Origin of the sequence: Streptacidiphilus rugosus AM-16 (assembly GCF_000744655.1) — a bacterium.
GTDB lineage: Bacteria > Actinomycetota > Actinomycetes > Streptomycetales > Streptomycetaceae > Streptacidiphilus > Streptacidiphilus rugosus.
On sequence record NZ_JQMJ01000004.1, the window covers coordinates 6310060 to 6336223 of the forward strand.

General features: G+C 70.5%; 24 protein-coding genes and 2 pseudogenes. 1 reads left to right on the forward strand and 25 read right to left on the reverse strand.

The annotated features are described in order from the left end of the window. Positions 1-8 precede the first annotated feature (8 nt). Both murA and BS83_RS37510 read right to left on the reverse strand, forming a co-directional pair. Positions 9-1295, reverse strand: coding sequence for a UDP-N-acetylglucosamine 1-carboxyvinyltransferase (murA, locus tag BS83_RS37505; RefSeq protein ID WP_037607736.1), 1287 nt, complete (start codon positions 1293-1295; stop codon positions 9-11). 71 nt (positions 1296-1366) lie between these two features. After that, entirely contained in the window at positions 1367-2197 is an 831-nt protein-coding gene (locus BS83_RS37510; protein WP_037607737.1) for an alpha/beta fold hydrolase, read from the reverse strand. A 57-nt stretch (positions 2198-2254) separates the two neighbouring features. Between BS83_RS37510 and BS83_RS37515 the strand changes: the two genes are divergently transcribed. Continuing rightward, positions 2255-2740, forward strand: coding sequence for a MarR family winged helix-turn-helix transcriptional regulator (locus tag BS83_RS37515; protein WP_037607739.1), 486 nt, complete (start codon positions 2255-2257; stop codon positions 2738-2740). A gap of 18 nt (positions 2741-2758) precedes the next feature. On the opposite strand, the gene BS83_RS37520 is transcribed toward BS83_RS37515, so the two are convergent. The 23 genes and pseudogenes from BS83_RS37520 to BS83_RS37630 form a co-directional block, all read right to left on the reverse strand. Then, entirely contained in the window at positions 2759-3331 is a 573-nt protein-coding gene (locus BS83_RS37520) for a cob(I)yrinic acid a,c-diamide adenosyltransferase (RefSeq protein WP_037607741.1), read from the reverse strand. A 9-nt stretch (positions 3332-3340) separates the two neighbouring features. Next, a complete protein-coding gene (locus tag BS83_RS37525; protein ID WP_198035385.1) occupies positions 3341-3811 on the reverse strand; it encodes a MarR family winged helix-turn-helix transcriptional regulator in 471 nt (156 codons plus the stop codon). A gap of 150 nt (positions 3812-3961) precedes the next feature. Continuing rightward, positions 3962-4412 (reverse strand): annotated as a pseudogene (locus BS83_RS37530) (DUF2550 domain-containing protein). A 143-nt stretch (positions 4413-4555) separates the two neighbouring features. After that, positions 4556-4927, reverse strand: a complete 372-nt coding sequence (locus BS83_RS37535; RefSeq protein WP_037607743.1) for a F0F1 ATP synthase subunit epsilon — start codon at positions 4925-4927, stop codon at positions 4556-4558. Positions 4928-5067: 140 nt separating this feature from the next. Next, positions 5068-6513: a F0F1 ATP synthase subunit beta gene (atpD, locus tag BS83_RS37540; protein WP_037607745.1), complete on the reverse strand. Its 1446-nt coding sequence runs from the start codon at positions 6511-6513 to the stop codon at positions 5068-5070. 1 nt (position 6514) lies between these two features. Continuing rightward, a complete protein-coding gene (locus BS83_RS37545; protein ID WP_037607746.1) occupies positions 6515-7426 on the reverse strand; it encodes a F0F1 ATP synthase subunit gamma in 912 nt (303 codons plus the stop codon). 25 nt (positions 7427-7451) lie between these two features. Further along, complete coding sequence (gene atpA, locus BS83_RS37550) at positions 7452-9026, reverse strand: F0F1 ATP synthase subunit alpha (RefSeq protein ID WP_037607748.1); 1575 nt, start codon at positions 9024-9026, stop codon at positions 7452-7454. Positions 9027-9179: 153 nt separating this feature from the next. Continuing rightward, positions 9180-9995, reverse strand: coding sequence for a F0F1 ATP synthase subunit delta (locus BS83_RS37555; RefSeq protein WP_037607750.1), 816 nt, complete (start codon positions 9993-9995; stop codon positions 9180-9182). Next, positions 9992-10543, reverse strand: a complete 552-nt coding sequence (locus tag BS83_RS37560; RefSeq protein ID WP_037607752.1) for a F0F1 ATP synthase subunit B — start codon at positions 10541-10543, stop codon at positions 9992-9994. Before BS83_RS37560 ends, BS83_RS37555 begins: the two co-directional genes overlap by 4 nt. A gap of 44 nt (positions 10544-10587) precedes the next feature. Beyond that, the gene (atpE, locus tag BS83_RS37565) at positions 10588-10839 is read right to left on the reverse strand and encodes an ATP synthase F0 subunit C (RefSeq protein ID WP_037607753.1); all 252 of its coding nucleotides are present in this window, start codon (positions 10837-10839) and stop codon (positions 10588-10590) included. An 80-nt stretch (positions 10840-10919) separates the two neighbouring features. Further along, positions 10920-11732 (reverse strand): F0F1 ATP synthase subunit A, encoded by an 813-nt coding sequence (gene atpB / locus BS83_RS37570; protein WP_051944839.1) that lies wholly within the window; start codon positions 11730-11732, stop codon positions 10920-10922. A gap of 185 nt (positions 11733-11917) precedes the next feature. After that, positions 11918-12358, reverse strand: coding sequence for a hypothetical protein (locus BS83_RS37575; RefSeq protein ID WP_051944843.1), 441 nt, complete (start codon positions 12356-12358; stop codon positions 11918-11920). A gap of 135 nt (positions 12359-12493) precedes the next feature. Next, positions 12494-13894 (reverse strand): MraY family glycosyltransferase, encoded by a 1401-nt coding sequence (locus tag BS83_RS37580; RefSeq protein WP_037607754.1) that lies wholly within the window; start codon positions 13892-13894, stop codon positions 12494-12496. 108 nt (positions 13895-14002) lie between these two features. Continuing rightward, positions 14003-15295, reverse strand: coding sequence for a serine hydroxymethyltransferase (locus BS83_RS37585; protein WP_084714730.1), 1293 nt, complete (start codon positions 15293-15295; stop codon positions 14003-14005). A gap of 330 nt (positions 15296-15625) precedes the next feature. After that, complete coding sequence (locus tag BS83_RS37590; RefSeq protein WP_051945792.1) at positions 15626-16285, reverse strand: arsenate reductase/protein-tyrosine-phosphatase family protein; 660 nt, start codon at positions 16283-16285, stop codon at positions 15626-15628. Positions 16286-16302: 17 nt separating this feature from the next. Then, positions 16303-16950 (reverse strand): L-threonylcarbamoyladenylate synthase, encoded by a 648-nt coding sequence (locus BS83_RS37595; protein ID WP_037607755.1) that lies wholly within the window; start codon positions 16948-16950, stop codon positions 16303-16305. A 17-nt stretch (positions 16951-16967) separates the two neighbouring features. Then, positions 16968-17834, reverse strand: coding sequence for a peptide chain release factor N(5)-glutamine methyltransferase (prmC, locus tag BS83_RS37600; RefSeq protein ID WP_037607756.1), 867 nt, complete (start codon positions 17832-17834; stop codon positions 16968-16970). Positions 17835-17908: 74 nt separating this feature from the next. After that, on the reverse strand, positions 17909-18985 hold the full coding sequence (prfA, locus tag BS83_RS37605; protein ID WP_037607757.1) for a peptide chain release factor 1: 1077 nt from the start codon (positions 18983-18985) through the stop codon (positions 17909-17911). A gap of 114 nt (positions 18986-19099) precedes the next feature. Further along, positions 19100-19324 (reverse strand): 50S ribosomal protein L31, encoded by a 225-nt coding sequence (rpmE, locus tag BS83_RS37610; protein ID WP_037607758.1) that lies wholly within the window; start codon positions 19322-19324, stop codon positions 19100-19102. A 347-nt stretch (positions 19325-19671) separates the two neighbouring features. Then, positions 19672-21755, reverse strand: a pseudogene (rho, locus tag BS83_RS37615) (transcription termination factor Rho). Positions 21756-22200: 445 nt separating this feature from the next. Beyond that, complete coding sequence (gene thrB / locus BS83_RS37620) at positions 22201-23154, reverse strand: homoserine kinase (RefSeq protein ID WP_037607759.1); 954 nt, start codon at positions 23152-23154, stop codon at positions 22201-22203. 421 nt (positions 23155-23575) lie between these two features. Further along, positions 23576-24652 (reverse strand): threonine synthase, encoded by a 1077-nt coding sequence (thrC, locus tag BS83_RS37625; protein WP_037607760.1) that lies wholly within the window; start codon positions 24650-24652, stop codon positions 23576-23578. Positions 24653-24658: 6 nt separating this feature from the next. Beyond that, complete coding sequence (locus BS83_RS37630; RefSeq protein WP_037607761.1) at positions 24659-25954, reverse strand: homoserine dehydrogenase; 1296 nt, start codon at positions 25952-25954, stop codon at positions 24659-24661. Positions 25955-26164 lie beyond the last annotated feature (210 nt).

The window sequence follows — 26164 nt, forward strand, 5'->3', positions numbered from 1 at the left end:
CCGGCCCGTCAGCCCCTGACCAGCTCCGACTCGCGGGTGATGCGGGCCCCCAGCGAGGTCAGCTGGTCGGCGAAGCCGGCGTAGCCGCGGTCGATGTGGTGGATCTCCGAGACCAGGGTGTCGCCGTCGGCCACCAGGCCCGCCAGCACCAGGCCCGCGCCCGCGCGCACGTCGGAGGCCACCACGGGCGCGCCGGAGAGCCGCTGGACGCCGCGCAGCACGGCGTGGTGGCCGTCGGTGCGGACGTCGGCGCCGAGGCGGGCCAGCTCCTGGAGGAAGACGAAACGGGCCTCGAAGATGTTCTCCGTGATCATCGACGTCCCCTCCGCCACCGCGTTCATCGCGGCGAACTGCGGCTGCAGGTCCGTCGCGAAGCCCGGGTAGGGCAGGGTCACCACGTCGACCGAGCGCGGACGGCGCTCCATCGCGACCCGGAAGCCCTCCGGGTCCGCGCTGACCTCGGCGCCCGCCGCCGCGATCTTGTCCAGGGCGATGCGCAGATGCTCGGGGCGGGCCCCGTCCACCCGCACGTCGCCCATCGTCATCGCCGCCGCCACTCCGAAGGTGCCCGCGACGATGCGGTCGGGCAGCGTGTCGAAGGCGACCGGGTAGAGCCGGTCCACGCCCTGCACCTCGATGGTGGAGGAGCCCGCCCCGCCGATCTTGGCGCCCATCGCCTGCAGCATCTCGCAGAGGTCGACGATCTCCGGCTCGCGCGCGGCGTTGTCGATGACGGTGTCGCCCTTGGCCAGCACGGCGGCCATCAGGATGTTCTCGGTCGCGCCGACGCTCGGGAAGTCCAGCTCGACGCCGGCGCCGATCAGCCGGCCCGAGAGCGCTTCGGCGACCAGGAACCCGTGCTCGGTGGTGATCCGCGCGCCGAGCCGGGTCAGTCCGTCGATGTGCATGTCCAGGCCGCGCGAGCCGATCGCGTCACCGCCCGGCCGGGCGACCCGCACCCGCCCGCAGCGGGCGAGCAGCGGCCCGAGCACGGCGATGGAGGCGCGGAAGCGGCGCACCAGGTCGTAGTCGGCCTCGTGGCCGATCTCCCCCGGCACGGCGACGACCGCCGCGCCGACGTAGGCGTCCTCCCATTCGAGGCGGACCTCGCAACCCATCCGCCGGAGCAGCTCGGCCATGATCTCGACGTCGAGGATCCTCGGCAGGTTGCCGATCCTGAACTCGCCTTCCGCGAGCAACGTCGCCGCCATCAGCTTCAGCGCGCTGTTCTTCGCGCCGGGCACCCGCACCCGCCCCGCGAGCCGCGCGCCACCGACCACCCGGAACCGTTCCATGGTCAGGCATGGTACGTGGCGCACCTGGAGTGTCACGCCACCGGAGCGACCGGGCCAGGCGGCGATTCGGCTCAGGAGGAGTAGACCTCGGCCAGGAAGTCCTCCACCAGCCGGTTGAACTCCTCGGGCCGCTCCATGGTCGGGTAGTGCGCCGTGCCCCGCATCGCGACGGTGTCGCCGTCGGGGACGGCGCTCATCAGGCGCTCCACGGTCTCGATCAGACCGGGGGCGTCCAGGTCGCCGTAGAGGCCGAGCACCGGGACGGCGATCTCCTTCGCCCGGGTGCAGACGTTCTCGACGGCCACCGTGTGGTCGGTCTCGTCCGGGGTGTGCTTGGAGAGCGTCCGGATCACCATCTCCCGCAGGCGGGCCACGATCGCCGGGCCGACCTCGTCGATGGCCCGGTGCGGCCCCGCCGCCCAGAGCACCCAGGCGTCGATCCAGCCCTGGATGTCGCCCGCGGCCATCGCCCGGTTCTGGGCGTCGTGGACGGACTGCGCCCACGGGTCCGTCAGGTCAGGGTTCCCGGTGCCCCGGCCGACCACAACCAGGCCGCGCACCAGCTCGGGGTGCTCGAGCGCCGTGTCGACGGCGATCAGCGCGCCCATCGAGGTGCCGACCAGGACGGCCGGTTCCAGCTCCAGATGGCGCAGCAGGGCGGCGAGGTCGTCCGTCTGCCGGAAGGGCCTGCTCGCGTTGGCCGAGCCGCCGTGGCCCCGGGCGTCCGGAGCGATCACGCGGTAGCGCTGGGCGAGGTCGGCGAACTGGGCGTCGAACATGGTGTGGTCGACGAAGACGCTGTGCAGGAGGACGACAGGACGGCCGGTGCCGGCGTCGCGGTAGACGAGGGAACCGTCCTCGGATTCGAAGCTGAACACGTCGGAGCTGGAGTTCGCAGTCATGACAACCAAGGTGTCATAGTGCTGCAACTTTGGCAACCGAGGTGTCATCATGGTGTCATGACCGACCCGGGCACCCCCCTCTCCCCCGACGAACTGCCGCAGCGACTGATGGACGTCTTCGGCCTCGTGGGCCCGCTGTACCGGCGCGTGCAGCGCCGGATCGAGCTGGACGCCGCCCAGGGCCTCTCCGTCGGCGTCCGCGCCGTCCTCGACCTGCTGCGCGAGCACGGCCCGATGACCGTCCCGCAGATGGGCCGCGCGCAGTCGCTCAGCCGCCAGTTCGTCCAGCGCATGGTCAACGACGCCGCGGCGCGGAACCTGGTCGAGAGCATCCCCAACCCCGCGCACCAGCGCTCCTCGCTGATCCGGCTGACCGGCGAGGGCGTCGCGGCGATCACGGCGGTGACCGCCCGCGAGCACGCGCTGCTGCGGCAGGTCGGCGGCGAGCTGACGGAGGCCGACGTCGCCACGTGCGTCCGCGTGCTCAGCCGGATGCTGGAGCTGTTCGACGACGTCGAGGTGACCGGCGAACCTCCGTGCTGAGCCCGTCCGCGTGAGGGTCTAGCGGTTCTCCCCCGGCACCCAGAGCACGTCGCCGACGGCCTTGTTGGCCGAGCGGGCCAGGATGAAGAGCAGGTCGGACAGCCGGTTCAGGTACTTCGCCGTCAGCGGGTTGATCCCGTCGCCGTACTCCTCGATCGCGGCCCAGGTGCTGCGCTCGGCGCGCCGCACGACGGTGCAGGCGACGTGCAGGTACGCCGCGCCCGGCGTGCCGCCCGGCAGGATGAAGCTGCGCAGCTTCTCCAACTCCTCGTTGAACCGGTCGCAGTCCGCCTCCAGGCGGTCGACGTAGCTCTCCAGCACGCGCAGCGGCGGGTACTTCGGGTCCTCGACGACGGGGGTGGCCAGGTCGGCGCCGACGTCGAAGAGGTCGTTCTGGACCCGGGTCAGCACGGCCGCGATCTCGGCGTCCAGGCCGCCGCAGGCGAGGGCCACGCCGATGGCGGCGTTGGCCTCGTTGCTGTCGGCGTAGGCGGCGAGTCGGGTGTCCGTCTTCCGGGTGCGGCTCATGTCGCCCAGCGCGGTGGTGCCGTCGTCGCCGGTACGGGTGTAGATGCGGGTGAGGTTGACCATGCCCGGAGCCTAACGCTCACCACGAAGGGTGGGATCGACGCGGGTCAGCAGGGCGTGGAGCTGACGCCGCTGCGCGGGGGTGAGAGGGCCGAGCACCTCGTCGTCCAGGCGCGGGGTGTGGGCCTCGATGCCGGCCCGCAGCAGCCGTCGGCCCTCGCCCGTGAGCTCGACGAGATACGCCCGCCCGTCCTCAGGATCCGGACTGCGGACGACGAGTCCCTTGCGCACCAGCCGCGCGACCAACTTCGTCGTCCCGGCCGAGGTGAAGCCCATCTGCTCACCGACCCGCGTGGCCATCCCCCGCGCGTCGGGAAAGCGGGCAAGCCGGAGCAGGAACTCGAACTCGGAGCCGTCGAGGCCGGTGGCCTCGTGGATGTCGTGCCGCAGCCGCTCGTTGATCACCCGGTACACATTGCCCAGCAGGCCCCAGAGGACGACGCCTTCGTCCTCGACCAGCTCCTCCAGCCGGAGCTCAGCCACGCAGCCTCCTCAGGGTCGGGGGGAACTGCGCGACAAGCCACCCAGGCAGGTAGGGCCCCGAACGCGCAGGGCCGTCCGCACAGGGTGGTTGCCCGCGCAGTTCCCCGCGCCCCTGGAGGTGCAACCGGGCCGTGCGCGGAGCGCCGGCGCTCACGCCACGTTGACCCGCTGGCCGGGGGGCGCCGCTTCGAGCCAGGCCAGGAAGCCCGTCAGAGCGTCCTCGCTCATGGCAAGCTCCAGCGGCTCGCCCGCGTGGCTGCAGTTGAGGACGACCGCGCCGGAGAGGAGCGCCAGCTCCTCCTGGCCCTCGGGCGTGCGGCGGTCCAGCACCTCGATCAGCGAGCGCTGCAGCACCCGCCGCGGACGCGGCGCGTAGCTGAAGACGCGGAACCACTCCACCGCGTCGTGGTTGTACCGGGCGATCCCGAAGATCCACCCCTTGCCCTCCGCCTCGGCGGAGGAGGCCGGCACGCTCAGGCGCGCCGAACAGTCGAACGTCCCCCCCCGGACGCTGGATCAGCCGTCGGCGTACTGCGAAGGCCCCCAGCCCGAGCAGGCAGACCAGCAGCACCGCGATCACCACGACCACCGCGAGCACCATGCCCGGCTCCCTCCTCGTCGGCCGCCCCTGAGCCGACGTGCGCGCCACGCCTCGAAAACGCAGCTGCCTTCACAACTGATACAGCAGTCCCGGGGTCACCCACTGGGCGCCCCGGGACTGCCGGTGAAGCTACTCCGCCTCGGTCAGCGGCCGGTCGCGGCGACGAGCCGGACCTCGGCGCGGCGCTGGGCCGCTGCCTCGCTCTCGGCCTTCGCGCCGGCCAGCGCCCGCTCGGCGCGGTCGACGTCGATCTCGTCGGCCAGCTCCGCGACCTCGGCGAGGATCGACAGCTTGTTGTCCGCGAAGGACAGGAAGCCGCCGTGCACCGCGGCGATCACCGTGGTGCCGTCCGCCTGGCGGATGGTCACCGGCTGGGTGTCCATCGCGCCCAGGACCGGGGTGTGCCCCGGCTGGATGCCGATGTCACCGGACTTGGTACGGGCAAGGACGATCGTGGCCTCGCCCGACCAGACCTTTCGGTCGGCCGCGACCAGCTCGACGTGCAGCTCAGCCACAGGGGCTCCTCGGTCTCTGCCCCCCGCCGGAAGACGGGGGTGGGGAAAGAATAACGGGTGCGAAAGGGGCGGTCCCACTCAAGGGCCCGCCCCGTTCACTGCGAACCTCTAGGACGCTCGGCGAACCGAACCGGGAAGAATTACTTCTTCGCCAGCTCAGCGGCGTTGCGCTCCAGGTCGTCGATGCCACCGCACATGAAGAACGCCTGCTCCGGGACCCCGTCGTACTTGCCGTCGGCGATCGCGTTGAACGCGTCGATCGTCTCGGACAGCGGCACGGTCGAGCCCTCGACGCCGGTGAACTGCTTGGCGACGTAGGTGTTCTGCGACAGGAAGCGCTCGATGCGGCGCGCCCGGTTGACGGTGACCTTGTCCTCCTCGGACAGCTCGTCCATACCGAGGATCGCGATGATGTCCTGGAGGTCCTTGTACTTCTGGAGGATCCCCTTGACGCGCACAGCGGTCTCGTAGTGGTTGGCCGAGATGTACCGCGGGTCGAGGATGCGGGACGAGGAGTCCAGCGGGTCCACGGCCGGGTAGATGCCCTTCTCCGAGATCGGACGGGAGAGAACCGTCGTCGCGTCGAGGTGGGCGAAGGTGGTGGCCGGGGCCGGGTCGGTCAGGTCGTCCGCGGGGACGTAGATCGCCTGCATCGAGGTGATCGAGTGACCGCGGGTCGAGGTGATGCGCTCCTGGAGCTGGCCCATCTCGTCGGCCAGGTTCGGCTGGTAACCCACCGCGGAGGGCATACGGCCGAGCAGGGTCGACACCTCGGAACCGGCCTGGGTGAACCGGAAGATGTTGTCGATGAAGAGGAGCACGTCCTGCTGCTGCACATCGCGGAAGTACTCCGCCATGGTCAGCGCGGACAGGGCGACGCGGAGACGGGTGCCCGGCGGCTCGTCCATCTGGCCGAAGACCAGCGCGGTCTTGTCCAGAACGCCCGAGTCGACCATCTCGTGGATCAGGTCGTTGCCCTCACGGGTGCGCTCGCCGACGCCGGCGAACACGGAGACACCACCGAAGTTCTCGGCGACGCGGTAGATCATCTCCTGGATCAGAACGGTCTTGCCGACACCGGCGCCACCGAACAGACCGATCTTTCCACCCTGGACGTACGGGGTGAGCAGGTCGATGACCTTGATGCCCGTCTCGAACATCTCGGTCTTGGACTCGAGCTGGTCGAAGTTCGGGGCCTTGCGGTGGATCGGCCAGCGCGTGGTGACCTGGGCCTCGAACTCGGCCTTGTCCGTGTTCAGGACCTCGCCGAGGGCGTTGAAGACCTTGCCCTTGGTGATGTCGCCGACCGGGACGGAGATCGCGGAGCCGGTGTCGGTGACACCCGCGCCACGGGTCAGGCCGTCGGTGGGCTGCATGGAGATCGCGCGGACCACGCCGTCACCCAGGTGCTGGGAGACCTCGAGGGTCAGCGTCTTCTTGCCGGTGCCGTCGGGCGAGTCCACCTCGACGTGCAGCGCGTTGAACATGTCCGGCATGGCGTCGACGGGGAACTCCACGTCGACGACCGGGCCGATGACCCGCGCGACGCGGCCCGTCGCCGTGGCCGTCTCTACAGTGGCAGTCATTTCAGTCACTCCCCGCGTTCGCATCGGCCAGGGCGCTCGCGCCACCGACGATCTCGCTGATTTCCTGGGTGATCTCGGCCTGTCGGGCCGAGTTGGCAAGCCGCGAGAGCGACTTGATGAGCTCGCCGGCGTTGTCCGTCGCGCTCTTCATCGCACGACGGCGGGCGGCGTGCTCGGAGGCGGCCGACTGCAGCAGTGCGTTGTAGATCCTGCTCTCCACGTACCGCGGCAGCAGGGCGTCCAGGACGCCCTCCGCCGACGGCTCGAAGTCGTAGAGCGGGAACGGTCCCTGCTCCTCGGCGTTCGCCTCGGTCTCGGCCAGCGACAGCGGCAGGAGGCGGGCCTCCACCGGGTTCTGGGTGAGCATCGAGATGAACTCCGTGGAGACGATGTGCAGCTCGTCCACGCCGCCGGCCGACGTCTCCGTCACGAAGGCGTCGATCAGCGCCGCGGAGGCCTCCTTGGCGTCCTGGTACGTCGGCTTGTCGGAGAACCCGACCCACGAGCCCGCGACCGCGAGGTTGCGGAACCCGTAGTAGCTGACGCCCTTGCGGCCGATGATGTAGGTCTCGACGGCCTTGCCGTCCGCCTCCAGCCGCTTGGTCAGGTCCAGCGCCTGCTTGATCGCGTTGCTGGAGTAACCGCCGGCCAGGCCGCGGTCCGCGGTGATCACGAGCACGGCGGCGCGGGTGGCGCCGACGGGCTCGTCGGTCAGCGGGTGCTTGGCGTTCGATCGCGTCGCGACCGCGGTCACCGCACGGGTGAGCTCGTTCGCGTACGGGGAGGAGGCGGCCACCGCGCGCTGCGCCTTCATGATGCGCGACGCGGAGATCATCTCCATCGCCTTAGTGATCTTCTTCGTCGCGGTGACAGAGCGGATCCGGCGCTTGTAGACCCGAAGCTGTGCTCCCATGGGTCGTTACGTCCTTTCCGTCTCGTCAGGCGTCTTCGCCGAGCAGCGCACCGGTGTGCGTGGTGAACTCGCGCTTGAAGGCGGTGATCGCGTCGGTGAGCGACTCGATCGTGCCGTCCTCGAGCTTGCTCGTCTCGACGATGGTGGTCAGGACGCCCTTGTGCTCGCGGCGCAGGTAGTCCAGGAACTCACGCTCGAACTTGCGGATGTCCGCGACCGGGACCTCGTCCAGCTGACCGGTGGTGCCGGCCCAGATCGAGACGACCTGCTCCTCGACCGGGAAGGGCTGGTACTGGCCCTGCTTCAGCAGCTCGACCAGGCGGGCGCCGCGCTCCAGCTGGGCCTTGGAGGCCGAGTCCAGGTCGGAGGAGAAGGCGGCGAACGCCTCCAGCTCGCGGTACTGGGCCAGGTCCAGACGCAGACGACCGGCGACCGACTTCATCGCCTTGATCTGGGCGGAGCCACCGACGCGGGAGACCGAGATACCGACGTTCACGGCCGGGCGGACGCCGGCGTTGAACAGGTCGGACTCCAGGAAGCACTGGCCGTCGGTGATGGAGATGACGTTGGTCGGGATGTACGCCGAGACGTCGTTGGCCTTGGTCTCGATGATCGGCAGACCGGTCATCGAACCCGCGCCCAGCTCGTCGGAGAGCTTCGCGCAACGCTCCAGCAGGCGGGAGTGCAGGTAGAAGACGTCACCCGGGTAGGCCTCGCGGCCCGGCGGACGGCGCAGCAGCAGGGAAACGGCGCGGTAGGCCTCGGCCTGCTTCGACAGGTCGTCGAAGATGATCAGGACGTGCTTGCCGTCGTACATCCACTCCTGGCCGATGGCGGAGCCGGTGTAGGGGGCCAGGTACTTGAAACCCGCCGGGTCCGACGCCGGGGCGGCGACGATGGTCGTGTACTCCAGCGCACCGGCCTCCTCCAGCGCTCCGCGGACGGAGGCGATGGTGGAGCCCTTCTGGCCGATGGCGACGTAGATGCAGCGGACCTGCTTCTTCGGGTCGCCCGAGCGCCAGTTGTCGCGCTGGTTGATGATCGTGTCGATCGCCACCGCGGTCTTGCCGGTCTGGCGGTCGCCGATGATCAGCTGACGCTGGCCACGGCCGATCGGGGTCATCGCGTCGATGGCCTTGATGCCGGTCTGCATCGGCTCGTGCACCGACTTGCGGACCATGACGCCCGGGGCCTGCAGCTCGAGGGCGCGGCGACCGGTGGACTCGATGTCGCCCAGGCCGTCGATCGGCTGGCCGAGGGGGTCCACCACGCGGCCGAGGTAACCCTCGCCGACGGGCACGGACAGGACCTCGCCGGTGCGGCGGACCGTCTGGCCCTCCTCGATCGCACCGAACTCACCGAGGACGACGACACCGATCTCGCGGGTGTCGAGGTTCAGCGCGAGGCCGAGAGTTCCGTCTTCGAACTTCAGCAGCTCGTTGGCCATGACCGAGGGAAGACCCTCGACCTTGGCGATGCCGTCAGCCGTGTAGGTGACGGTGCCGACCTCTTCACGCGAGGCGGCGTCCGGCTGGTACGACTGGACGAAGTTGTCCAGAGCGTTCCGGATCTCCTCCGGCCGGATCGTGAGCTCCGCCATCTGGGTTCCCTGCTCTCCTAGTTGCGATCCTCGGCCCGCCCGTGGAGGGCCGCAAGTATTCGACTCTCGGTCAGGTCCTGCGGTGAGGCTCTGACCGTCCTCTGTTGAAACCGACCGAGGGTCGGATGCTGCTCCCCTTGACGGGGGTGGGCGTCAGCCCGCCAGGCCACGCTGCGCGGAGTCGAGACGACTCGCGATCGTGCCCTCAATGATCTCGTCACCGATCTCGACCCGGACACCGCCGAGGACCGAGGGGTCCACGTCGAGGTTCAGGTGCACCTGACGGCCCACGAGGGACGCCAGGGAGACGGCGAGTCGGTCCTTCTGCGCGTCGGACATCGGCACCGCGGTGGTCACCAGGGCGACCACACGGCCACGACGGCCGGCCGCGAGCCGGGAGTACTCCTCCAGCCCGCTCTCCAGGCTACGTCCACGCGGCTGCGTCACCAGAGCGGTGACCAGCGCGACGGTCGCGGCCTTGGCCTTGCCGCCGAGCAGGTTCTGGACCAGCTGCGCCTTCGCGCCGCTGCCCGCGGCCTGGTCGGTCAGCGCCGAGCGGAGCTCGACGTTGCTCGCGACCACGCGGCCGAAGCGGAACAGCTCGTCCTCGACCTCGTCCAGCTCGTTCGCCTTGTCCGCGCTGATGATCAGCGACAGCGCGGCCAGCTGCTCGGTCGCGTCCGCGAGGTCGCGACCGGCGGCCCAGCGGGAGCGGACCATGCCGGAGACCAGGTCCTGCGCGTCCGCGCCGACCTTGCCCTGCAGCAGGTTGCCGACCAGGTCGGCCTTGGCCTGCCCGGGGGCGGCCGGGTCCGTCAGGATCCGGCGCAGCGAGACCTCGCGGTCCAGCACCCGGGTGACGTCCAGCAGGTCGCCGCTGAGCGCGTCGAGGTCGACGGACGCGTTGTCCGTCAGCGCCTCAAGACGCTCGCGGGCGGCCGCGGTCGACTGTCGGGTGGCGCTGCTCACTTGGCACCCGCCGACTCCGCAGCCTTGGCCTCAAGCTCGTCAAGGAAGCGGTCGATGGTGCGGCTCTGGCGGGCGGAGTCCTCGAGGGACTCGCCGACGACCTTGCCGGCCAGGTCGAGCGAGATACGACCGATGTCGTGGCGGAGCGCGGTGGTCACCTGACCACGGGTGCGCTCGATCTCCGCCTGGGCGTGCGCGACGGTGATCGCAGCCTGACGCTGCGCCTCCTCGCGGGCCTCGGCGACGATCATGGAACCCTGCTCACGGGCGTGCTCGGTGATCCGAGCGGCCTCGTGGCGAGCCTCCGCCAGCTGGGCCTTGTACTCCTCCAGCGTCCGGGTGGCCTCGGCCTGCGCCGCGGCCGCCCGCTCCAGGCCACCCTCGATCGCATCGCGCCGCTCGTCCAGAGTCTTCTGGATGTTGGGCAGGAGCTTCTTGCCGAGGACGCCGAAGACGATGAAGAAGGCGATCAGGCCGATGATCAGTTCCGGCAGGGCGGGGATCAGGGGGTTCTGAGGCCCCTCCTCAGCCAGGAATGTGCTCAGCATGTCTGAACCTTTCGTCGAGCGTGGCTACTGGTGTGTACGCCGACTCAGGAAGAGAAGATGAAGGGGACGACCAGGCCGAGGAGGGCCAGAACCTCACAGAGGGCGAAGCCCAGGAACATGTTCTGGCGGATGATCGGCATGGCCTCGGGCTGACGCGCCATGGCCTCGATCGAGTGGCCGAAGACCAGACCGATACCGACACCCGGGCCGATGGCGGCGAGACCGTAGGCGATGGCGCCCATGCGGCCGGCGACAGTGGCGCCACCGGCGGCCAGGAAGGTGGAAGCGGCAGACATGTTGTCTTCCTTCTTGTGATGCGATCCGCTGGGGGGCTTCCCGGCGGAAGTCTGGATGGGTTCGTGGCAGGCGGGGTGGGTCAGTGACCCTCTTCGAGCGCTCCGCTGATGTAGAGCGAGGCGAGCAGCGTGAAGATGTAGGCCTGCAGGAACTGGATCAGAACCTCGAAGGCGGTCATGCCGACCGCGAGCACGAAGGACGCGCCCGAGAAGAGCGACATGATCGAGGGCGTCAGCAGGTACCAGGTCGCGGCGCTGAACATGACGATCAGCATGTGGCCGGCGAACATGTTGGCCCACAGTCGCACCGCGAGGGTGAACGGACGCGTGATCACGTTCTGGAGGAACTCCAGGAAGATGATCAGCGGCACCAGAGGCTTGGGAAGGCCCTCCATGTACGTCAGGTGCTTCCAGCCGCCGGCGAAGCCGTGCGTCTTGAAGGTGAGGTACATGTACGTGATCCACACCAGCAGGGCGAGAGCCACCGGGTACGCGAAGCGCGACGCCACCGGGAACTGGGCCAGCGGGATGATGGACATGATGTTCATCAGCCAGACGAAGAAGAAGATCGAGGCGAGGAAGGGGACGTACTTGTCGCCCTTCTTGCCGATCACCTCTCGGGCGATGCCGCGGGCGATGAAGGTGTAGCCGATCTCGCCGACCAGCTGCAGCTTGCCGGGGACCAGCTTCGGCTTGGCGAAGGCGGCCCAGAAGAAGCCGATGACCAGGACCATGCAGAGCAGGGCCAGCAGCATCGGCTTCGTGAAGTGGAAGCTGCCGATGCTGAAGATCGGCTTGAAGATGAAGGAGTTGAGCCCCGGGGCCGGGAAACCGCAACCGGAGGGGGTGATGTGACACCCGCTCGCAATGAGCGTCGTGGAGGGGCTACTCACCCTTGACTCCTTCGTCGTGAAGCATCAGAACTGCAACCTTGTGTGTCGGCGCGGCGGGTATGCCGCAGTTCGGCACCGTGATCGGGTTGACCGGAGCCACGCGGTCCTCTCGACGCACGCGGTCGTGAAGGGGGCTCCGGATTCCGGACGATAGCAGATGTCTTGGTCATACCTTTACGCGGGCCTTACTTCCCCTTGCTGGGCCCGTCGGCCTTGCCGTCGGACCCGCCGAGGCTGGGATCCACGTAGAGGGTTTTGCTCTTGAGCGTGAAGTACACCTGGCCGCCGACCCATGCCAGCAGGGTGGCCAGCAGGGAGAAGCCGAAGGCCTTGCCGTTGAAGAGCGTCGTGTTCTTGAACACCACGATGAAGACGCCGGCCATCAGCATCTGCACCGCGTAGACCAGGAGTCCGGCCATCAGAACCAGCTGCGGCCGGTCCCGGGTGAGCCGCATCAGCGCCCAGAATCCGAGACCGAACACCACCACGACCACGGCCAGCGCGACCAGCGCGCCGATCAGGCCCTTGGAGCCGGCGAAAACCGTGCTGAGCACCACGGCGAGGATGCCCACCGGCGCCGCCACAAGGGCGCAGCCACGCAGGATCCGGGCGTCGTTGGACAGCATTGTCAGGACTCCGGGCGGTGAGGGTCGAGCAGACTATTCCTTCAGGGAGCGGGGGCTGAACGACCTTCTCCCATAAGGTCCTTCGGCAGCTCTCCTGATGTCGTGAACGGTATCACAAGCTATTTGGTGCAGTCTTTACTTTCTTGGTGTGCTCCTTGACACACGGGCTGCACCACTGCCGGATCGTCCCGATGTGCCCGAATGGCGACCGAGGGCGTGAGCGCCCGTTCCGATCTTGTCCAACAGGGTCCCATCTGCGACGGCGTGCTCGGAACCGGGGGAAATCGGCTGCTCCGCGATCTCCTTTACCAAGTCATCGGTAAGAACCTCACTTACCTTTGCCGTGCGCCGGTACCTGGGCGGCAGCAGGCGCTGCGCGACCCGTGGCGCGTGCGGCCGGAACCGGGGGAAGAGCAGCATCATGATGCCGAGCATGCACAGCGCCATGGCCACGTAGGCGGCCCGTGCCTCGGTCCGGTTGACCGAGAAGGCGACGGTGCCGAAGGCGAAGAGCGCCGCCCAGAAATACATGATCAGAACTGCGCGGCTGTGGGAATGGCCGAGTTGCAGCAGCCGGTGGTGCAGATGCTGCTTGTCCGCGGCAAAGGGGGACTTTCCCGCCCAGGTCCGGCGAACCACCGCGAGGATCAGGTCCGTCAGCGGAATGGCGATAACGGTCAGCGGCAGCAGCAGCACGACATAGACGGGCACCATCGCGTGGACCGCGCCGGTCTGGTTCACCGCGTGGGCGCTGCCCGCCTGGCTGGCGATCTGCGAGGCCAGCACGTCGGGGTCGACACGGCCGGTGATCGAGATCATGCAGACCGAGAGCACCAGGCCGATCAGCAGGGCGCCCGAGTCGCCCATGAAGATCCGCGCGGGATGGAAGTTGTGCGGCAGGAAGCCGATCACCATGCCGACCAGGATCACGCTGAACAGCGCGGCCGGTGCCGCGTCGGGCACGGAGAACCCGTACCAGAGCCGGTAGGCGTAGACGAAGAAGGCGAGGGCGGCGATGCACACCATGCCCGCGGCCAGACCGTCCAGGCCGTCGATGAAGTTCACCGCGTTCACGCTTATGACGACCAGCGCGACCGTGATGAAGGTGCCCCACATCTCCGGCAGCGCGACCGTGCCGACGCCGGGGATGGGCAGCCACAGGACGGTGAGGCCCTGGTAGACCATGACGCCCGCGGCGACCATCTGGCCGCCCAGCTTCACCAGGGCGTCCACGCCCCACTTGTCGTCCAGCACGCCGAGCACCCACATGATGGTGGCGCCGGAGAGCAGGGCGGGAACGTCGCCGGTGCCCTGGAAGACGTGGTGGAGCGCCTCCAGGTGGTCAGCCGTGAGCAGGCCGGCGCAGAGCCCGCCGAACATGGCGATGCCGCCGAGTCGTGGCGTCGGCTCCTTGTGCACGTCGCGGTCCCTGACCGCCGGCATGGCGCCCGCGATGATGGCGAACTTCCGTGCCGGACCGGTCAGCAGATAGGTCACCGCTGCGGTCACGCAGAGCGTCAGCAGGAACTCACGCACCAGAGTCCTCCTGTGCTGCGCTGGACACCCCCGTGGTACCGGCAGAGCATAGCCGCCACGCCACGGGGTCGATGCGGTAATGGAGGTGCGTCACAGGGCACACCCTATTCAGGGAGACGCAGAGTCACCGCATTGAGGTTTTGTCGACAGGGTGGGAAATCTCTCCGCGAGCGAACGGATGCGTTCCGTGACGGCCGGATTATCCGGTTCTGCGGCGGCGGAATGGATCAGCCCGGCGATCTCGGCCATCTCCGGCTCGGCCATCCCCTGGGTGGTCACGCAGAGCGTCCCGAGCCGCACTCCGGAGGCGGCGGCCGGCGGAGCCTCCTCGAAGGGGACGGCGCAGTGCCCGAGCAACAGCCCGGCCCGCTCGCAGCGCTGCTCGATCTCCCGCCCGGTCAGTCCCAGGGAACGGGCGTCCACGGTGACGAGGTGGGTGTCGGTGCCGCCGGTCAGCGGCCGCAGCCCGTACCCGTCCAGCGCGGCGGCGAGCGCCCGCGCGTTGGCGACGCAGCGCCGGGTGTAGTCGGCGAAGCCCGGCGTCGCGGCCCGGCCCAGCGCGTACGCCTTGGCGGCGAGCTGGTTGACCATGGGCCCGCCCTGGATGAAGGGGAACACCGCCCGATCGATCCGCTCGGCCAGCTCCGCCGTGCACAGCAGCAGCCCGCCGCGCGGCCCGCCCAGCACCTTGTGGGTGGCGCCGCAGACGACATCGGCGTACGGCACGGGGGACGTCACCGTTCCCGCCGCGGCCAAGCCGAGCGTCTGCGAGGCGTCCGCCACGAAGTAGGCGCCGACCTCGTCGGCGACGGCCCGGAACGCCTCCCAGTCGATGGCCCGGGGGTAGGAGATGGTCCCGGCGACGATCACCTTCGGCCGCAGCGCCCGCGCCTGGTCGCGCACCTGCTCCAGGTCGATCAGCCCGTCACCGGGCCGCACGCCGTAGCCGGAGACGGAGAACCACCGCCCGGAGAAGTTCGCCGACGAGCCGTGGGTGAGGTGCCCGCCGTGGGCCAGCGACATGGCCAGCACCGAGTCCCCCGGCCGCAGGAGCGCCGCGGCGGCGGCGAGCACGGCGATGGAGCCGGAGTACGGCTGCACGTTGGCGTGCTCGGCGCCGAAGAGCGACTGCGCCCGCGCGACGGCCAGGGCCTCGACCGCGTCCGCGGGGCCGCAGCCGGTGTGGTGCCGCCGGGCGGGGTAGCCCTCGGCGTACTTGTCCGCGAAGTCACTGGCCAGCAGGGCGCGCACCTGCGGAGAGGTGAAGTTCTCCCCCGCGAGCAGATGGATCTGGCTGCGCCGGCGGATCGCCTCCCGCTCCAGCAGTTCGTCGAGGGCGGGATCGGGCTCGTCGATCATGGCCACCCGCGCGGAATTCTCGCTCGTCACCAGCGTCGCCATGGCCGCGTGCACCTCCGCTGGCCACGGTACGCCGCAGCACGCCTGGCGGCGCGCCGGCGGCCCCGGAACGACCCGGTTGCAGTAGGCCGTGCCTCCCGAGGGCGGCCCGGTTGCACCATCAGGGGCACCGGGGAGACCTGCGCGCGAAGGCCGGCCACAGCAGGGGCGCGGGGAACTGCGCGAGAACCACCCTGTGCGGAGGGCCCTGCGCGTTCGGGACTCACGTCGTGGGTGGCGTGTCGCGCAGTTTCCCGCGCCCCTGGGGTGGTGCAACTCGCCCTTTGCTGAGAGGTGTCGCGCCGGAGGCGCGCGGTTCCTCGCCCCCAGGGGTCAGACGCGGACGCGGTCGACGCCGGTGAGGGCGGTGACGATGGGGTCGAGGGCGTCGAAGATCTCTTCGCCGCAGTTGCGGAACATGCCCAGCGGCGCGCCGTAGGGGTCGTCCACCTCGTCCGCCTCGGGGGAGGCCGCGAGGAGCCAGCCGCGGAGCGCCGCCGCCGCGCGGACGAGGACACGGGCCCGCTCGGCGAGAGCGCCGGGCTCGTCGGAGTCCTCCGGCAGCGTCGTCGGGTCGATCGCGCGGACGAGGCGGGTGAACTCCTTCAGGGTGAAGGTCCGCAGACCCGCGTCGTGGCCCATGGAGATGACCTGGGCCCGGTGGTCCCGCGTCGCGGTCAGCACCAGGTCCGCGTCGATCACGTGGTCGTCGAGCAGCTCGCGGCCCACGAAGCCGGAGGAGTCCGCGCCGAACTCCCCCAGGATCTCCGCCGCGTTGGTCTCCATCGGCGCGCCCTCGTGCCCCCACGTGCCCGCGCTCTCGACCGATATCTCCGCGCCCGCGCGCAGGCCGAGGCGCAGCGACAGCTCATGGCGCGTCAGCCGCTCGGCGATGGGCGAGCGGCAGACGCCGCCCGTGCAGACGTAGAGGATCCGGAACGTCCCGACGCGCCGCTCCGCCCCGTAGGAGTACGGGCGCGGGACCGGGCGTATCGGCCGGACACGACCGGTCAACTGCCGGCCTCCAGGTCGGGTACGACCTCCCTCAGCTGGGCCAGGGAGACCGCGCCCTCGCGCAGCAGAACCGGGATCTTGCCGGTGACGTCGACGATGGACGACGGCACCGCGTGGTCCGCCCGGCCGCCGTCGAGGTAGACCGAGACGCTCTGGCCGAGCTGCTCCTCGGCCTCGTCGCAGGTGGCCGGGGACGGGCCGCCGGTCAGGTTCGCGCTGGAGACGGCCAGCGGGCCGGTGGTGTTCAGCAGCTCGATGGCGACCGGGTGCAGCGGCATCCGGACCGCGACGGTGCCGCGGGTGTCGCCCAGGTCCCAACGCAGCGACGGCTGGTGACGGGTCACCAGGGTCAGGCCGCCCGGCCAGAACGCGTCGACCAGCTCCCACGCGGACTCGGAGAAGTCGGTCACCAGGCCGTGCAGTGTCGTCGGCGAGCCGACCAGCACAGGGGTCGGCATGTTGCGGCCGCGGCCCTTGGCCGCGAGCAGGCCGGCCACCGCCTCCGCGGAGAACGCGTCCGCGGCCAGGCCGTAGACGGTGTCGGTGGGGACGACCACCAGCTCGCCCCGGCGGATCGCGGAGGCGGACTCGCGCAGACCGGCGGCACGCTCGGTCGCATCGGCGCAGTCGTAGCGACGACTCATCGGTGGTGTTCCCTTCCCTACAGGACGGCGCGGCGTGCGGTGGCGAAGCGGGGGCGGTTGTTCAGGTCGCGGTGGTCGGCGGCGTCGGTCCAGCCCGCCTCCTCGCGGAAGATCCAGGGCACCAGCCCGCCCTGGGTGTCCGCGTGCTCGACGACGACCACGCCGCCGGGCCGCAGCAGGCGCGCGGCGACGCGCTCGATGCCGCGGATGGTGTCGAGGCCGTCCTCGCCCGAGAAGAGTGCCAGCTCCGGGTCGTGGTCGCGAGCCTCCGGAGCGACGTACTCCCATTCGGTCAGCGGGATGTACGGCGGATTGCTGATGACCAGGTCGAACTGGCCGGTCAGCTCGGGCCGGTCGGCGAAGGCGCGGGTCGCGTCGCCCTGGATCAGCTCGATCCTGGAGGCGTCCGGACTGGCGTCCACGTTGCGGCGGGCCCAGGCGTAGGCGTCGTCGGAGAGCTCGACCGCGTGCACCCGGCTGCGCGGCACCTCCTGCGCCAGCGCCAGCGCGATCGCGCCGGACCCGGTGCACAGGTCGACGACCAGCGGCTCGGCGACGTCCATGTCCCGCAGGGCGTCTATGGCCCAGCCGACCACCGACTCCGTCTCCGGGCGCGGCACGAAGACGCCGGGGCCCACCTGGAGCTCCAGGTAGCGGAAGAAGGCCCGGCCGGTGATGTGCTGCAGCGGCTCGCGGGCCTCGCGGCGCGAGACGGCCTCCCAGTAGCGGGCGTCGAAGTCCGCGTCGGCGACGGTGTGCAGCTCGCCGCGCTTGACGTCGTGGACGTAGGCCGCGAGCTCCTCCGCGTCGAAGCGCGGCGAGGGCACACCGGCGGCGGCGAGCCGCTGGGTGGCCTGGGCCACCTCGGCGAGGAGGAGGTTCACGTGCGCGCCTCTCTGAACGGGCCTGTGCGGGTCGGACTCGGCCGGCCGGCCGATCGGGTGGCCGGCCGCTCGGCTCAGGTGGCTTCGGCGAGCCTGGCCGCGGCGTCCGCGTCGACCGCCGACTGGATCACCGGGTCGAGCTCGCCGCCGAGCACCTGGTCCAGGTTGTAGGCCTTGTAACCGGTGCGGTGGTCGGAGATGCGGTTCTCCGGGAAGTTGTAGGTGCGGATCCGCTCCGAGCGGTCCACCGAGCGGACCTGGCTGCGGCGCGCGTCGCTGGCCTCACGGTCGGCCTCCTCCTGCGCGGCCGCCAGCAGGCGGGAGCGGAGGATGCGCATGGCCTGCTCCTTGTTCTGGAGCTGGCTCTTCTCGTTCTGGCAGGAGGCGACGATGCCGGTCGGGAGGTGGGTGATCCGGACCGCGGAGTCGGTGGTGTTGACCGACTGGCCGCCGGGGCCCGACGAGCGGTAGACGTCGATGCGCAGGTCGTTGGCGTTGACCTCGACCTCGACCTCCTCGGCCTCCGGGGTGACCAGCACGCCCGCGGCGGAGGTGTGGATGCGGCCCTGCGACTCGGTGGCCGGCACGCGCTGCACGCGGTGGACGCCGCCCTCGTACTTCAGCCGCGCCCAGACGCCCTGGCCGGGCTCGGCGGGGGCGGAGCCCCGGAGCTTCACGGAGACCTGGACGTCCTTGTAGCCACCGAGGTCGGACTCGTTGGCGTCGATGATCTCGGTCTTCCAGCCCATCTTCTCCGCGTACCGCAGGTACATGCGCAGCAGGTCGCCGGCGAAGAGCGCGGACTCCTCGCCGCCCTCCCCCGCCTTGACCTCCAGCAGCACGTCCTTGTCGTCGCTCGGGTCACGCGGGACCAGCAGCAGCCGCAGGCGCTCGGTGTACTCCTCGCGCTGGGCCTCGAGCTGCTTGATCTCGGCGTAGAAGTCCGGGTCGTCGTCGGCGAGCTCGCGGGCGGTCTCGATGTCCTCGCCCGCCTGACGCCAGGCGCGGTAGGCGGCGGTGATCGGGGTCAGCTCGGCGTACCGCTTGGAGAGCTGGCGTGCGGCCGCCGGGTCGGCGTGGACGGCCGGATCGGCCAGGCGCTCCTCCAGCATCGCGTGCTCGTTGAGGAGCTCCTCGACTGCCTCGAACATGGGAGCTGGGCCTTCTTCCGCAGAGATCTTGATGGCGTGGGTCAACGCGAACGGCGCCGACCAGGCAGCACCCGTGAAAGACCACGGGTACGCCCGGCCGGCGCCGAAAGCGCGCTACTGCACCTTGGCAGCGTGCTTCTTGCCGAAGCGAGCCTCGAAGCGGGCCACGCGGCCACCGGTGTCCATGAGCTTCTGCTTACCGGTGTAGAAGGGGTGGCAGTTGGAGCAGATCTCGGCGCGGATCACGCCGGACGGCTCGGTGCTGCGGGTGGTGAACTCGTTGCCACAGGTGCAGGTGACCTGGGTGACGACGTACGTGGGGTGGATCTCGGGCTTCAAGGGATGCTCCTATGTTCTGGGAGGGCACCGGGTCGGACGGCGGGCTGCCGTTCGTGAACCGGGACCGACGTACCAGTCTGCCAGGACCGGCGTCATTCACCCAAACCGAGAACCCCCCGCAGGTATTCCAGGGCCTGAGGTCGCCCCTCCCGGGGGGCGCGCGGCTCTGCCCGTGCGCCGCCTGCGTGCGGCCCCGCGGGATTTCGTCCGGTTGTCGGACATGGCCGCGAACGTACGTGATGCGGCTTACCAGCCGTTTCAGGAAATGCCGCAGCCCCGGGCGAATTACCCGGGGCTGCGTGGTGACTCAGGCGCGATTCCGGCGTGCGCCGGTCACGACTGTGAGATCAGTCATCCTGACCCGGAGTCGTCTTCGCGATCTGCATCAGGAATTCGCCGTTGCTCTTGGTCTGCTTCATCTTGTCCAGGAGCAGCTCGATCGCCTGCTGCGAGTCGAGCGCGTGCAGCACCCGGCGCAGCTTCCAGACGATCTTCAGCTCCTCCGGCGACATGAGGATCTCTTCCTTGCGGGTGCCGGACGGGTCGACGTCCACCGCGGGGAAGATGCGCTTGTCGGCGAGCTTCCGGTCGAGCTTGAGCTCCATGTTGCCGGTGCCCTTGAACTCCTCGAAGATCACCTCGTCCATCCGCGAGCCGGTCTCGACCAGCGCGGTGGCAAGGATGGTCAGCGAGCCGCCGTTCTCGATGTTGCGCGCGGCGCCGAAGAACTTCTTCGGCGGGTAGAGCGCGGTCGAGTCGACACCACCGGACAGGATGCGGCCGGAGGCGGGCGCCGCCAGGTTGTAGGCGCGGCCCAGGCGGGTGATGGAGTCCAGCAGCACGACCACGTCGTGGCCCAGCTCCACCAGACGCTTCGCACGCTCGATGGCGAGCTCGGCGACCGTGGTGTGGTCCTCGGCGGGACGGTCGAAGGTCGAGGAGATGACCTCGCCCTTGACCGAGCGCTGCATGTCGGTGACCTCCTCCGGACGCTCGTCGACGAGGACGACCATCAGGTGGGTCTCGGGGTTGTTGTGGGTGATCGCGTTGGCGATCGCCTGCATGATCATCGTCTTGCCGGTCTTCGGCGGGGCGACGATCAGACCACGCTGGCCCTTACCGATCGGGGCGACCAGGTCGATGATGCGGGTGGTCAGCACGCCCGGGTCGGTCTCCAGGCGGAGCCGGTCCTGCGGGTACAGGGGGGTCAGCTTGTTGAACTCGGGGCGGTTGCGGCCGGACTCCGGGTCCATGCCGTTGACCGAGTCGAGGCGGACCAGCGCGTTGAACTTCTCGCGACGCTCGCCGTCCTTGGGCTGGCGCACCGCACCGGTGATCGCGTCACCCTTGCGCAGGCCGTTCTTGCGGACCTGGGCCAGCGAGACGTAGACGTCGTTCGGGCCGGCCAGGTAGCCGGACGTCCGCACGAAGGCGTAGTTGTCCAGGATGTCCAGGATGCCCGCGACGGGGATCAGCACGTCGTCGTCGCTGACCTGCGGCTCGGCCGGGCCCTCGAAGCGCTCGCCGCGGCCGCGACGGTTGCGGTCGCGGTAACGGCCGCGGCGACGGCCGCCGAACTCGTCGTCGTCGAAGTCCGGCCCTTGGTTGCCCTGGTTCTGGTTCTGGTTCTGCCGACCGCCCTGACGGCCGCCGTCCTGACGCCCGCCGTCCTGACGACCGCCCTGGCCCTGCTGCGGCTGGCCGCCGCCCTGGCCGCCCTCGCCCTGCTGCTCGCGACGGTCACGGCGGCTGCGACGCTCGCGACGGCCCTCGCGGCCCTCGCCGCGCTCCGTGCGCTCGCCCCGCTCGCGGGTCTCGGTGGCGACACCGGCGGTGGCCTGCTGCTCGGCGGCCTGCGCCTGGGCCGGAGCGGCCTGGGCGGACGCCTGCGCGGCCTCGGCAGCGACCGCGGGAGCGGTGCCGTCCGGGGAGCCGGCCGGAGCGGTGGCCCGGCGGCTGCGGCGCGCGGGGCGCTCCGCGGCGGGAGCCGCGGCGCTGTCGGTGCTGGTCTGCACCGGAATCTCGATCTGCTGCTCGGCCGGGGCGGCAGCGGCCGCGCGGGAACGCGCGGTGCGGCGGGCCGGGGCCTCGGACGCGGCGGGCGCGCTCTCGGCGGCGGCGGCCGGAGCGGTCTCGGCCGCGGCCGACGCGGCGGCGGCGCGCGGCGCGCGCTTGGCGGCCGGGCCGCCGGGGCGGAGGCGGCGAGCAGCGGGTCCCCGCCGCTCTTCTCCTTGATGGCGTCGATGAGCTGGCTCTTGCGCATCCGGCCCGTGCCGCTGATGCCGAGGCCGGAGGCGAGCTGCTGCAGCTCGGCGAGCACCATGCTGTTCAGCCCGGTGCCCGTGGTCCGACGGCGCTTCGGCGCGGTGGCCGTGGCGTCCGACGCGTCTGCGTCCGGGCGCGCGCCCATCAGATCGGTGGTGTCGCTCACGAAGGGTCCTTCCCTGGAGCGGACGTCGGCCTTTCTGGCTCGGCGACCGGTCGTGCTGTCCGCCCTGTGGTCTTTTGGCAGGGCGTGGCTGCGATGTGTAGCGGTTGAACGAGGCAACCCGAGTGCGGACGTGCGTTGTGTCCGATGGCGCTGCGCACGAACGCGTCCGGGCCCCCATGCACGTGTACGGCAACGGCTCGGAGGCGGTCTTCGCCGACACGGCGTCGGGATGCGGTCACAATGGCGCAGGCAGGCTGCGTACGCGATGTGGCGGGCTCCCGGAGAATTGCTGTCCCAATGGTGGGGACGCTGCGCACCGGACCCCGAAGGGCGCCTGGTGCAGCCATGAGATTAACACTACTGGACCCAACAAACATTCCCCCACTCTGCGAGTGTCAATCGTGTTCCCACTTCTTGCAGAAGTCGTGACCCCGGAATCCCCCGCCTACTGCGCCAGAGGCAGAACCACAGCTCCTCGGGTGTCCAGCGCCAGCCGGTGCGCGGCCCAGCCCTCCCCGGCGAATCCGAGCACCTTCTCCGCGGTGCTCTCGTCGGTCAGGGCCAGCACCGTCGGTCCGGCGCCGGAGATCACGGCGGCGACGCCCTCCGCGCGCAGCGCGCCGACCAGCGCGGCGCTCTGCGGCATCGCCGGAGTGCGGTAGTCCTGGTGCAGCCGGTCCTCGGTCGCCGGCAGCAGCAGCTCGGGGCGCCTGGTCAGCGCCTCCACCAGCAGCGCGGCCCGGCCGACGTTCGCGGCGGCGTCGGCGTGCGGGACGGTCGCGGGCAGCAGGCCGCGGGCGACCTCGGTGAGCACAGGGTCCGCGGGGACGAAGACGACGGGGACGACGTCGGCGCTCGGCGCGAGGGTGACGGCGTGGGCCCCGGCGCCGGGCGCGACGCTCTCACCGTCCAGTCCGGCCAGGCCGTCGGTCCAGGCGATGGTGAAGCCGCCGAGCAGACAGGCGGCGACGTTGTCGGGGTGGCCCTCGATCTCGGACGCCAGCGCGAGGGCGCCGGCCTGGTCGAGCTGCTCGGTGCCGCCGACGGTCACGGCGCGGGCGGCCATGATCCCGGCGCAGATGGCGGCGGAGGAGGAGCCGAGGCCGCGGCCGTGCGGAATGCGGTTGGCGCAGACGACCTCGAGTCCGCGGGGCTGGCCGCCGAGCCGCTCGAAGGTGGCCCGCATGGCGCGCACGACCAGATGCCGCTCGTCGCGCGCGAGCGTGTCCGCGCCCTCTCCGGCGATGTCCACGTGCAGGCCCGCGTCGGCGACGCGGACGACGAGGTCGTCGTAGAGGCCGAGGGCGAGGCCGAAGGAGTCGAAGCCGGCCCCGAGGTTGGCACTGGTCGCGGGCACCCGCACCCGTACGGCGGCGGCGCGGAAGGCGGGACCTGCCATTGCGTGGACACTCCTGCGAGAAGGGCGCGACATTCAGGCGCGACGTACAAAGGGGAACATGCGCCTGGGGTATGACGCCAGCGTAGCGAAAAGGGGCTGCTCAGCGGTACACCCCGGCGACGGGTGTCGTCGGACTTTCCCACCGAGGGGACACTTGCACGCCTCAGGGGCGCGAGGAACTGCGCGCCTCCGGCGCGCGGGTGCGGCACCTGACAGCAGAGGGCCCGTTGCACCATCAGGGGCGCGGGGAACTGCGCGACAAGCCACCGGCATGCGGATGGTCCTCATCGCACAGGGCCATCCGCCCAGGGTGGTTTCTCGCGCCCGCGCGGCGGAGCCGCATATCAGCAGAGCCCCGCGCCCCTGGAGGTGCATGGCACCTCGCCTGCAGAAGCCCCGCGTCCCTCAGGGCGGCTGCAACTTACGCCAGGCCGAGGCGTTCGGCCGCGGCGGTGGCGTCGATCGGGACCACCGTCGGCTGCGGCGCGCCCGCGACCGCCCAGTCCGGGTCCTTGAGGCCGTTGCCGGTGACCGTGCAGACGATCCGCTGGCCCGGGTCGATCAGACCCTGCTCGTGCGCCTGCAGCAGCCCGGCGACCGACGCCGCCGACGCCGGCTCCACGAAGACGCCCTCGCGAGAGGCCAGCAGCCGGTACGCGGCCAGGATCTGACGGTCGGTCACCTTGTCGATGAGCCCGCCGGACTCGTCCCGCGCGGCCAGCGCGTAGTCCCAGGAGGCCGGGTTGCCGATCCGGATCGCCGTGGCGATCGTCTGCGGCTTCAGCACCGGCGCGCCGTCCACGATCGGGGCCGAGCCGGAGGCCTGGTACCCGAACATGCGCGGGGTCCTCGTCGACAGGCCGTCCGCCGCGTATTCGCGGTAACCCTTCCAGTAGGCGGTGATGTTGCCCGCGTTGCCCACCGGCAGCACGTGGATGTCGGGGGCGTCGCCCAGCGCGTCCACGATCTCGAACGCGGCCGTCTTCTGTCCCTCGATGCGGACCGGGTTCACCGAGTTGACCAGGGCAACCGGGAACTTGTCGGAGAGGTCCCGCGCCAGCGTCAGGCAGTCGTCGAAGTTGCCGTCGACCTGGAGGATCTTCGCGCCGTGGATCAGCGCCTGACCCATCTTGCCCAGTGCGATCTTGCCCTGCGGCACCAGCACCGCGCAGACCATCCCGGCCCGCACCGCGTACGCCGCCGCCGAGGCGGAGGTGTTGCCGGTGGACGCGCAGATGACCGCCTGCGCGCCCGCCTCCTTCGCCTTGGAGATGGCCATCGTCATGCCGCGGTCCTTGAAGGACCCGGTCGGGTTGGCGCCCTCGACCTTCAGGTAGACGTCGCAGCCCGTGCGCTCGGACAGCAGCTGGGCCGGGACGAGCGGCGTGCCGCCCTCGAGCAGGGTCACCACGGGCGTCTCGGCGGTGACCGGGAGTCGGTCGCGGTACTCCTCGATGAGGCCGCGCCACTGGTGGGTGTGCTGGAGGGTGGTGCTCATATCGGGTTACTCCCCTTCGACACGCATGATGCTGGCCACGCCACGGACGTGGTCGAGAGTGCGCAGTTCGGCAACGGTGGCGGACAGCGCGGCGTCGGTGGCGCGGTGCGTCACGACGACAAGTGAGGCGTCGCCGTCCCGGCCCTGCTGGCGGACGGTGTCGATGGACACCCCGTGCTCGGCGAAGACCGTGGCGACCTGGGCGAGGACACCTGCCTTGTCGGCGACGTCCAGACTCACGTGGTAGCGGGTGACCACGTCGTCCATGGGATTGACGGTGAGCTGAGCGTACGCGCTCTCGCCCGGACCGGTCGCACCGGCCACCTTGTTGCGGCACACCGCGACCAGGTCGCCGAGGACCGCGGACGCGGTCGGGCTGCCGCCTGCGCCGGGGCCGTAGAACATCAGCTGGCCGGCCGCGTCGGCCTCCACGAAGACGGCGTTGTACGCGCCGCGGACGCTGGCCAGCGGGTGGCTGAGCGGGATCATCGCCGGGTGGACGCGGGCGGTGACGGACTCCTCGCCGTTCTCGTCCCTGGAGCGCTCGCAGATCGCCAGGAGTTTCACCACGCAGCCCATGGCCTTGGCGGAGGCGATGTCCGCGGCGGTGACCTCGGTGATGCCCTCGCGGAAGACGTCGTCGGCGGTCACCCGGGTGTGGAACGCGATGCCGGCCAGGATGGCGGCCTTGGCGGCGGCGTCGAAGCCCTCGACGTCGGCGGTCGGGTCGGCCTCGGCGTAACCGAGCGCGGTGGCCTCCTCCAGTGCCTCGGAGTAACCCGCGCCGGTGGAGTCCATCTTGTCGAGGATGAAGTTGGTCGTGCCGTTGACGATGCCGAGCACCCGGTTGACCTTGTCACCCGCCAGGGACTCGCGCAGCGGGCGGACCAGCGGGATCGCCCCGGCGACGGCGGCCTCGTAGTAGAGGTCCGCCCCGGCCTTGGACGCGGCGGCGTGCAGCGCGGCCCCGTCGGCGGCGAGCAGCGCCTTGTTGGCGGAGACGACCGAGGCCCCGCTCTCGAAGGCGGAGAGGATGAGCGATCGGGCGGGCTCGATCCCGCCGATCACCTCGATCACGACGTCGATGTCCTCGCGCTTCGCCAGCGCCTCGGCGTCGGTGGTGACCAGATGCTCGGGCACGCCCGGGCGCGGGCGTCCGGCCCGGCGCACGGCCACCCCGGCGAGCTCGACCGGCGCGCCGATCCGCGCCTCCAGGTCGGCCGCGTGCGTCGTCATGATGCGTGCCACCTCGGAGCCCACTACTCCACAACCGAGGAGCGCCACCTTGAGCGTACGCATCATCCGACTCCGTCCTGCACGGGTTAGCTTGCTTGGCCTGCTGACTGATTCAGTTCCTGCTGTCCCAAGTCTCCGTGACTCGGCCGCCGAATCTGCGGCTGTTCCACGGATTGAGACGCAAATTCCGCTGACCGATACCGGGCGACCGGAAATCCTGCTGGATCCGTCGGCCGCCCGGGTGTCCACGGGTCCCGCGTCCTGCGTCCCACGCCC

Excerpts from the sequence above, each read along its gene's own strand:
- murA (WP_037607736.1), bottom strand. The coding sequence starts at position 1,295 with ATGGAACGGTTCCGGGTGGTCGGTGGCGCGCGGCTCGCGGGGCGGGTG.
- BS83_RS37510 (WP_037607737.1), bottom strand. The coding sequence starts at position 2,197 with ATGACTGCGAACTCCAGCTCCGACGTGTTCAGCTTCGAATCCGAGGAC.
- BS83_RS37515 (WP_037607739.1), top strand. The coding sequence starts at position 2,255 with ATGACCGACCCGGGCACCCCCCTCTCCCCCGACGAACTGCCGCAGCGA.
- BS83_RS37520 (WP_037607741.1), bottom strand. The coding sequence starts at position 3,331 with ATGGTCAACCTCACCCGCATCTACACCCGTACCGGCGACGACGGCACC.
- atpD (WP_037607745.1), bottom strand. The coding sequence starts at position 6,513 with ATGACTGCCACTGTAGAGACGGCCACGGCGACGGGCCGCGTCGCGCGG.
- BS83_RS37545 (WP_037607746.1), bottom strand. The coding sequence starts at position 7,426 with ATGGGAGCACAGCTTCGGGTCTACAAGCGCCGGATCCGCTCTGTCACC.
- atpA (WP_037607748.1), bottom strand. The coding sequence starts at position 9,026 with ATGGCGGAGCTCACGATCCGGCCGGAGGAGATCCGGAACGCTCTGGAC.
- BS83_RS37560 (WP_037607752.1), bottom strand. The coding sequence starts at position 10,543 with ATGCTGAGCACATTCCTGGCTGAGGAGGGGCCTCAGAACCCCCTGATC.
- atpE (WP_037607753.1), bottom strand. The coding sequence starts at position 10,839 with ATGTCTGCCGCTTCCACCTTCCTGGCCGCCGGTGGCGCCACTGTCGCC.
- BS83_RS37575 (WP_051944843.1), bottom strand. The coding sequence starts at position 12,358 with ATGCTGTCCAACGACGCCCGGATCCTGCGTGGCTGCGCCCTTGTGGCG.
- BS83_RS37585 (WP_084714730.1), bottom strand. The coding sequence starts at position 15,295 with ATGGCGACGCTGGTGACGAGCGAGAATTCCGCGCGGGTGGCCATGATC.
- BS83_RS37595 (WP_037607755.1), bottom strand. The coding sequence starts at position 16,950 with ATGAGTCGTCGCTACGACTGCGCCGATGCGACCGAGCGTGCCGCCGGT.
- prfA (WP_037607757.1), bottom strand. The coding sequence starts at position 18,985 with ATGTTCGAGGCAGTCGAGGAGCTCCTCAACGAGCACGCGATGCTGGAG.
- thrB (WP_037607759.1), bottom strand. The coding sequence starts at position 23,154 with ATGGCAGGTCCCGCCTTCCGCGCCGCCGCCGTACGGGTGCGGGTGCCC.
- thrC (WP_037607760.1), bottom strand. The coding sequence starts at position 24,652 with ATGAGCACCACCCTCCAGCACACCCACCAGTGGCGCGGCCTCATCGAG.
- BS83_RS37630 (WP_037607761.1), bottom strand. The coding sequence starts at position 25,954 with ATGATGCGTACGCTCAAGGTGGCGCTCCTCGGTTGTGGAGTAGTGGGC.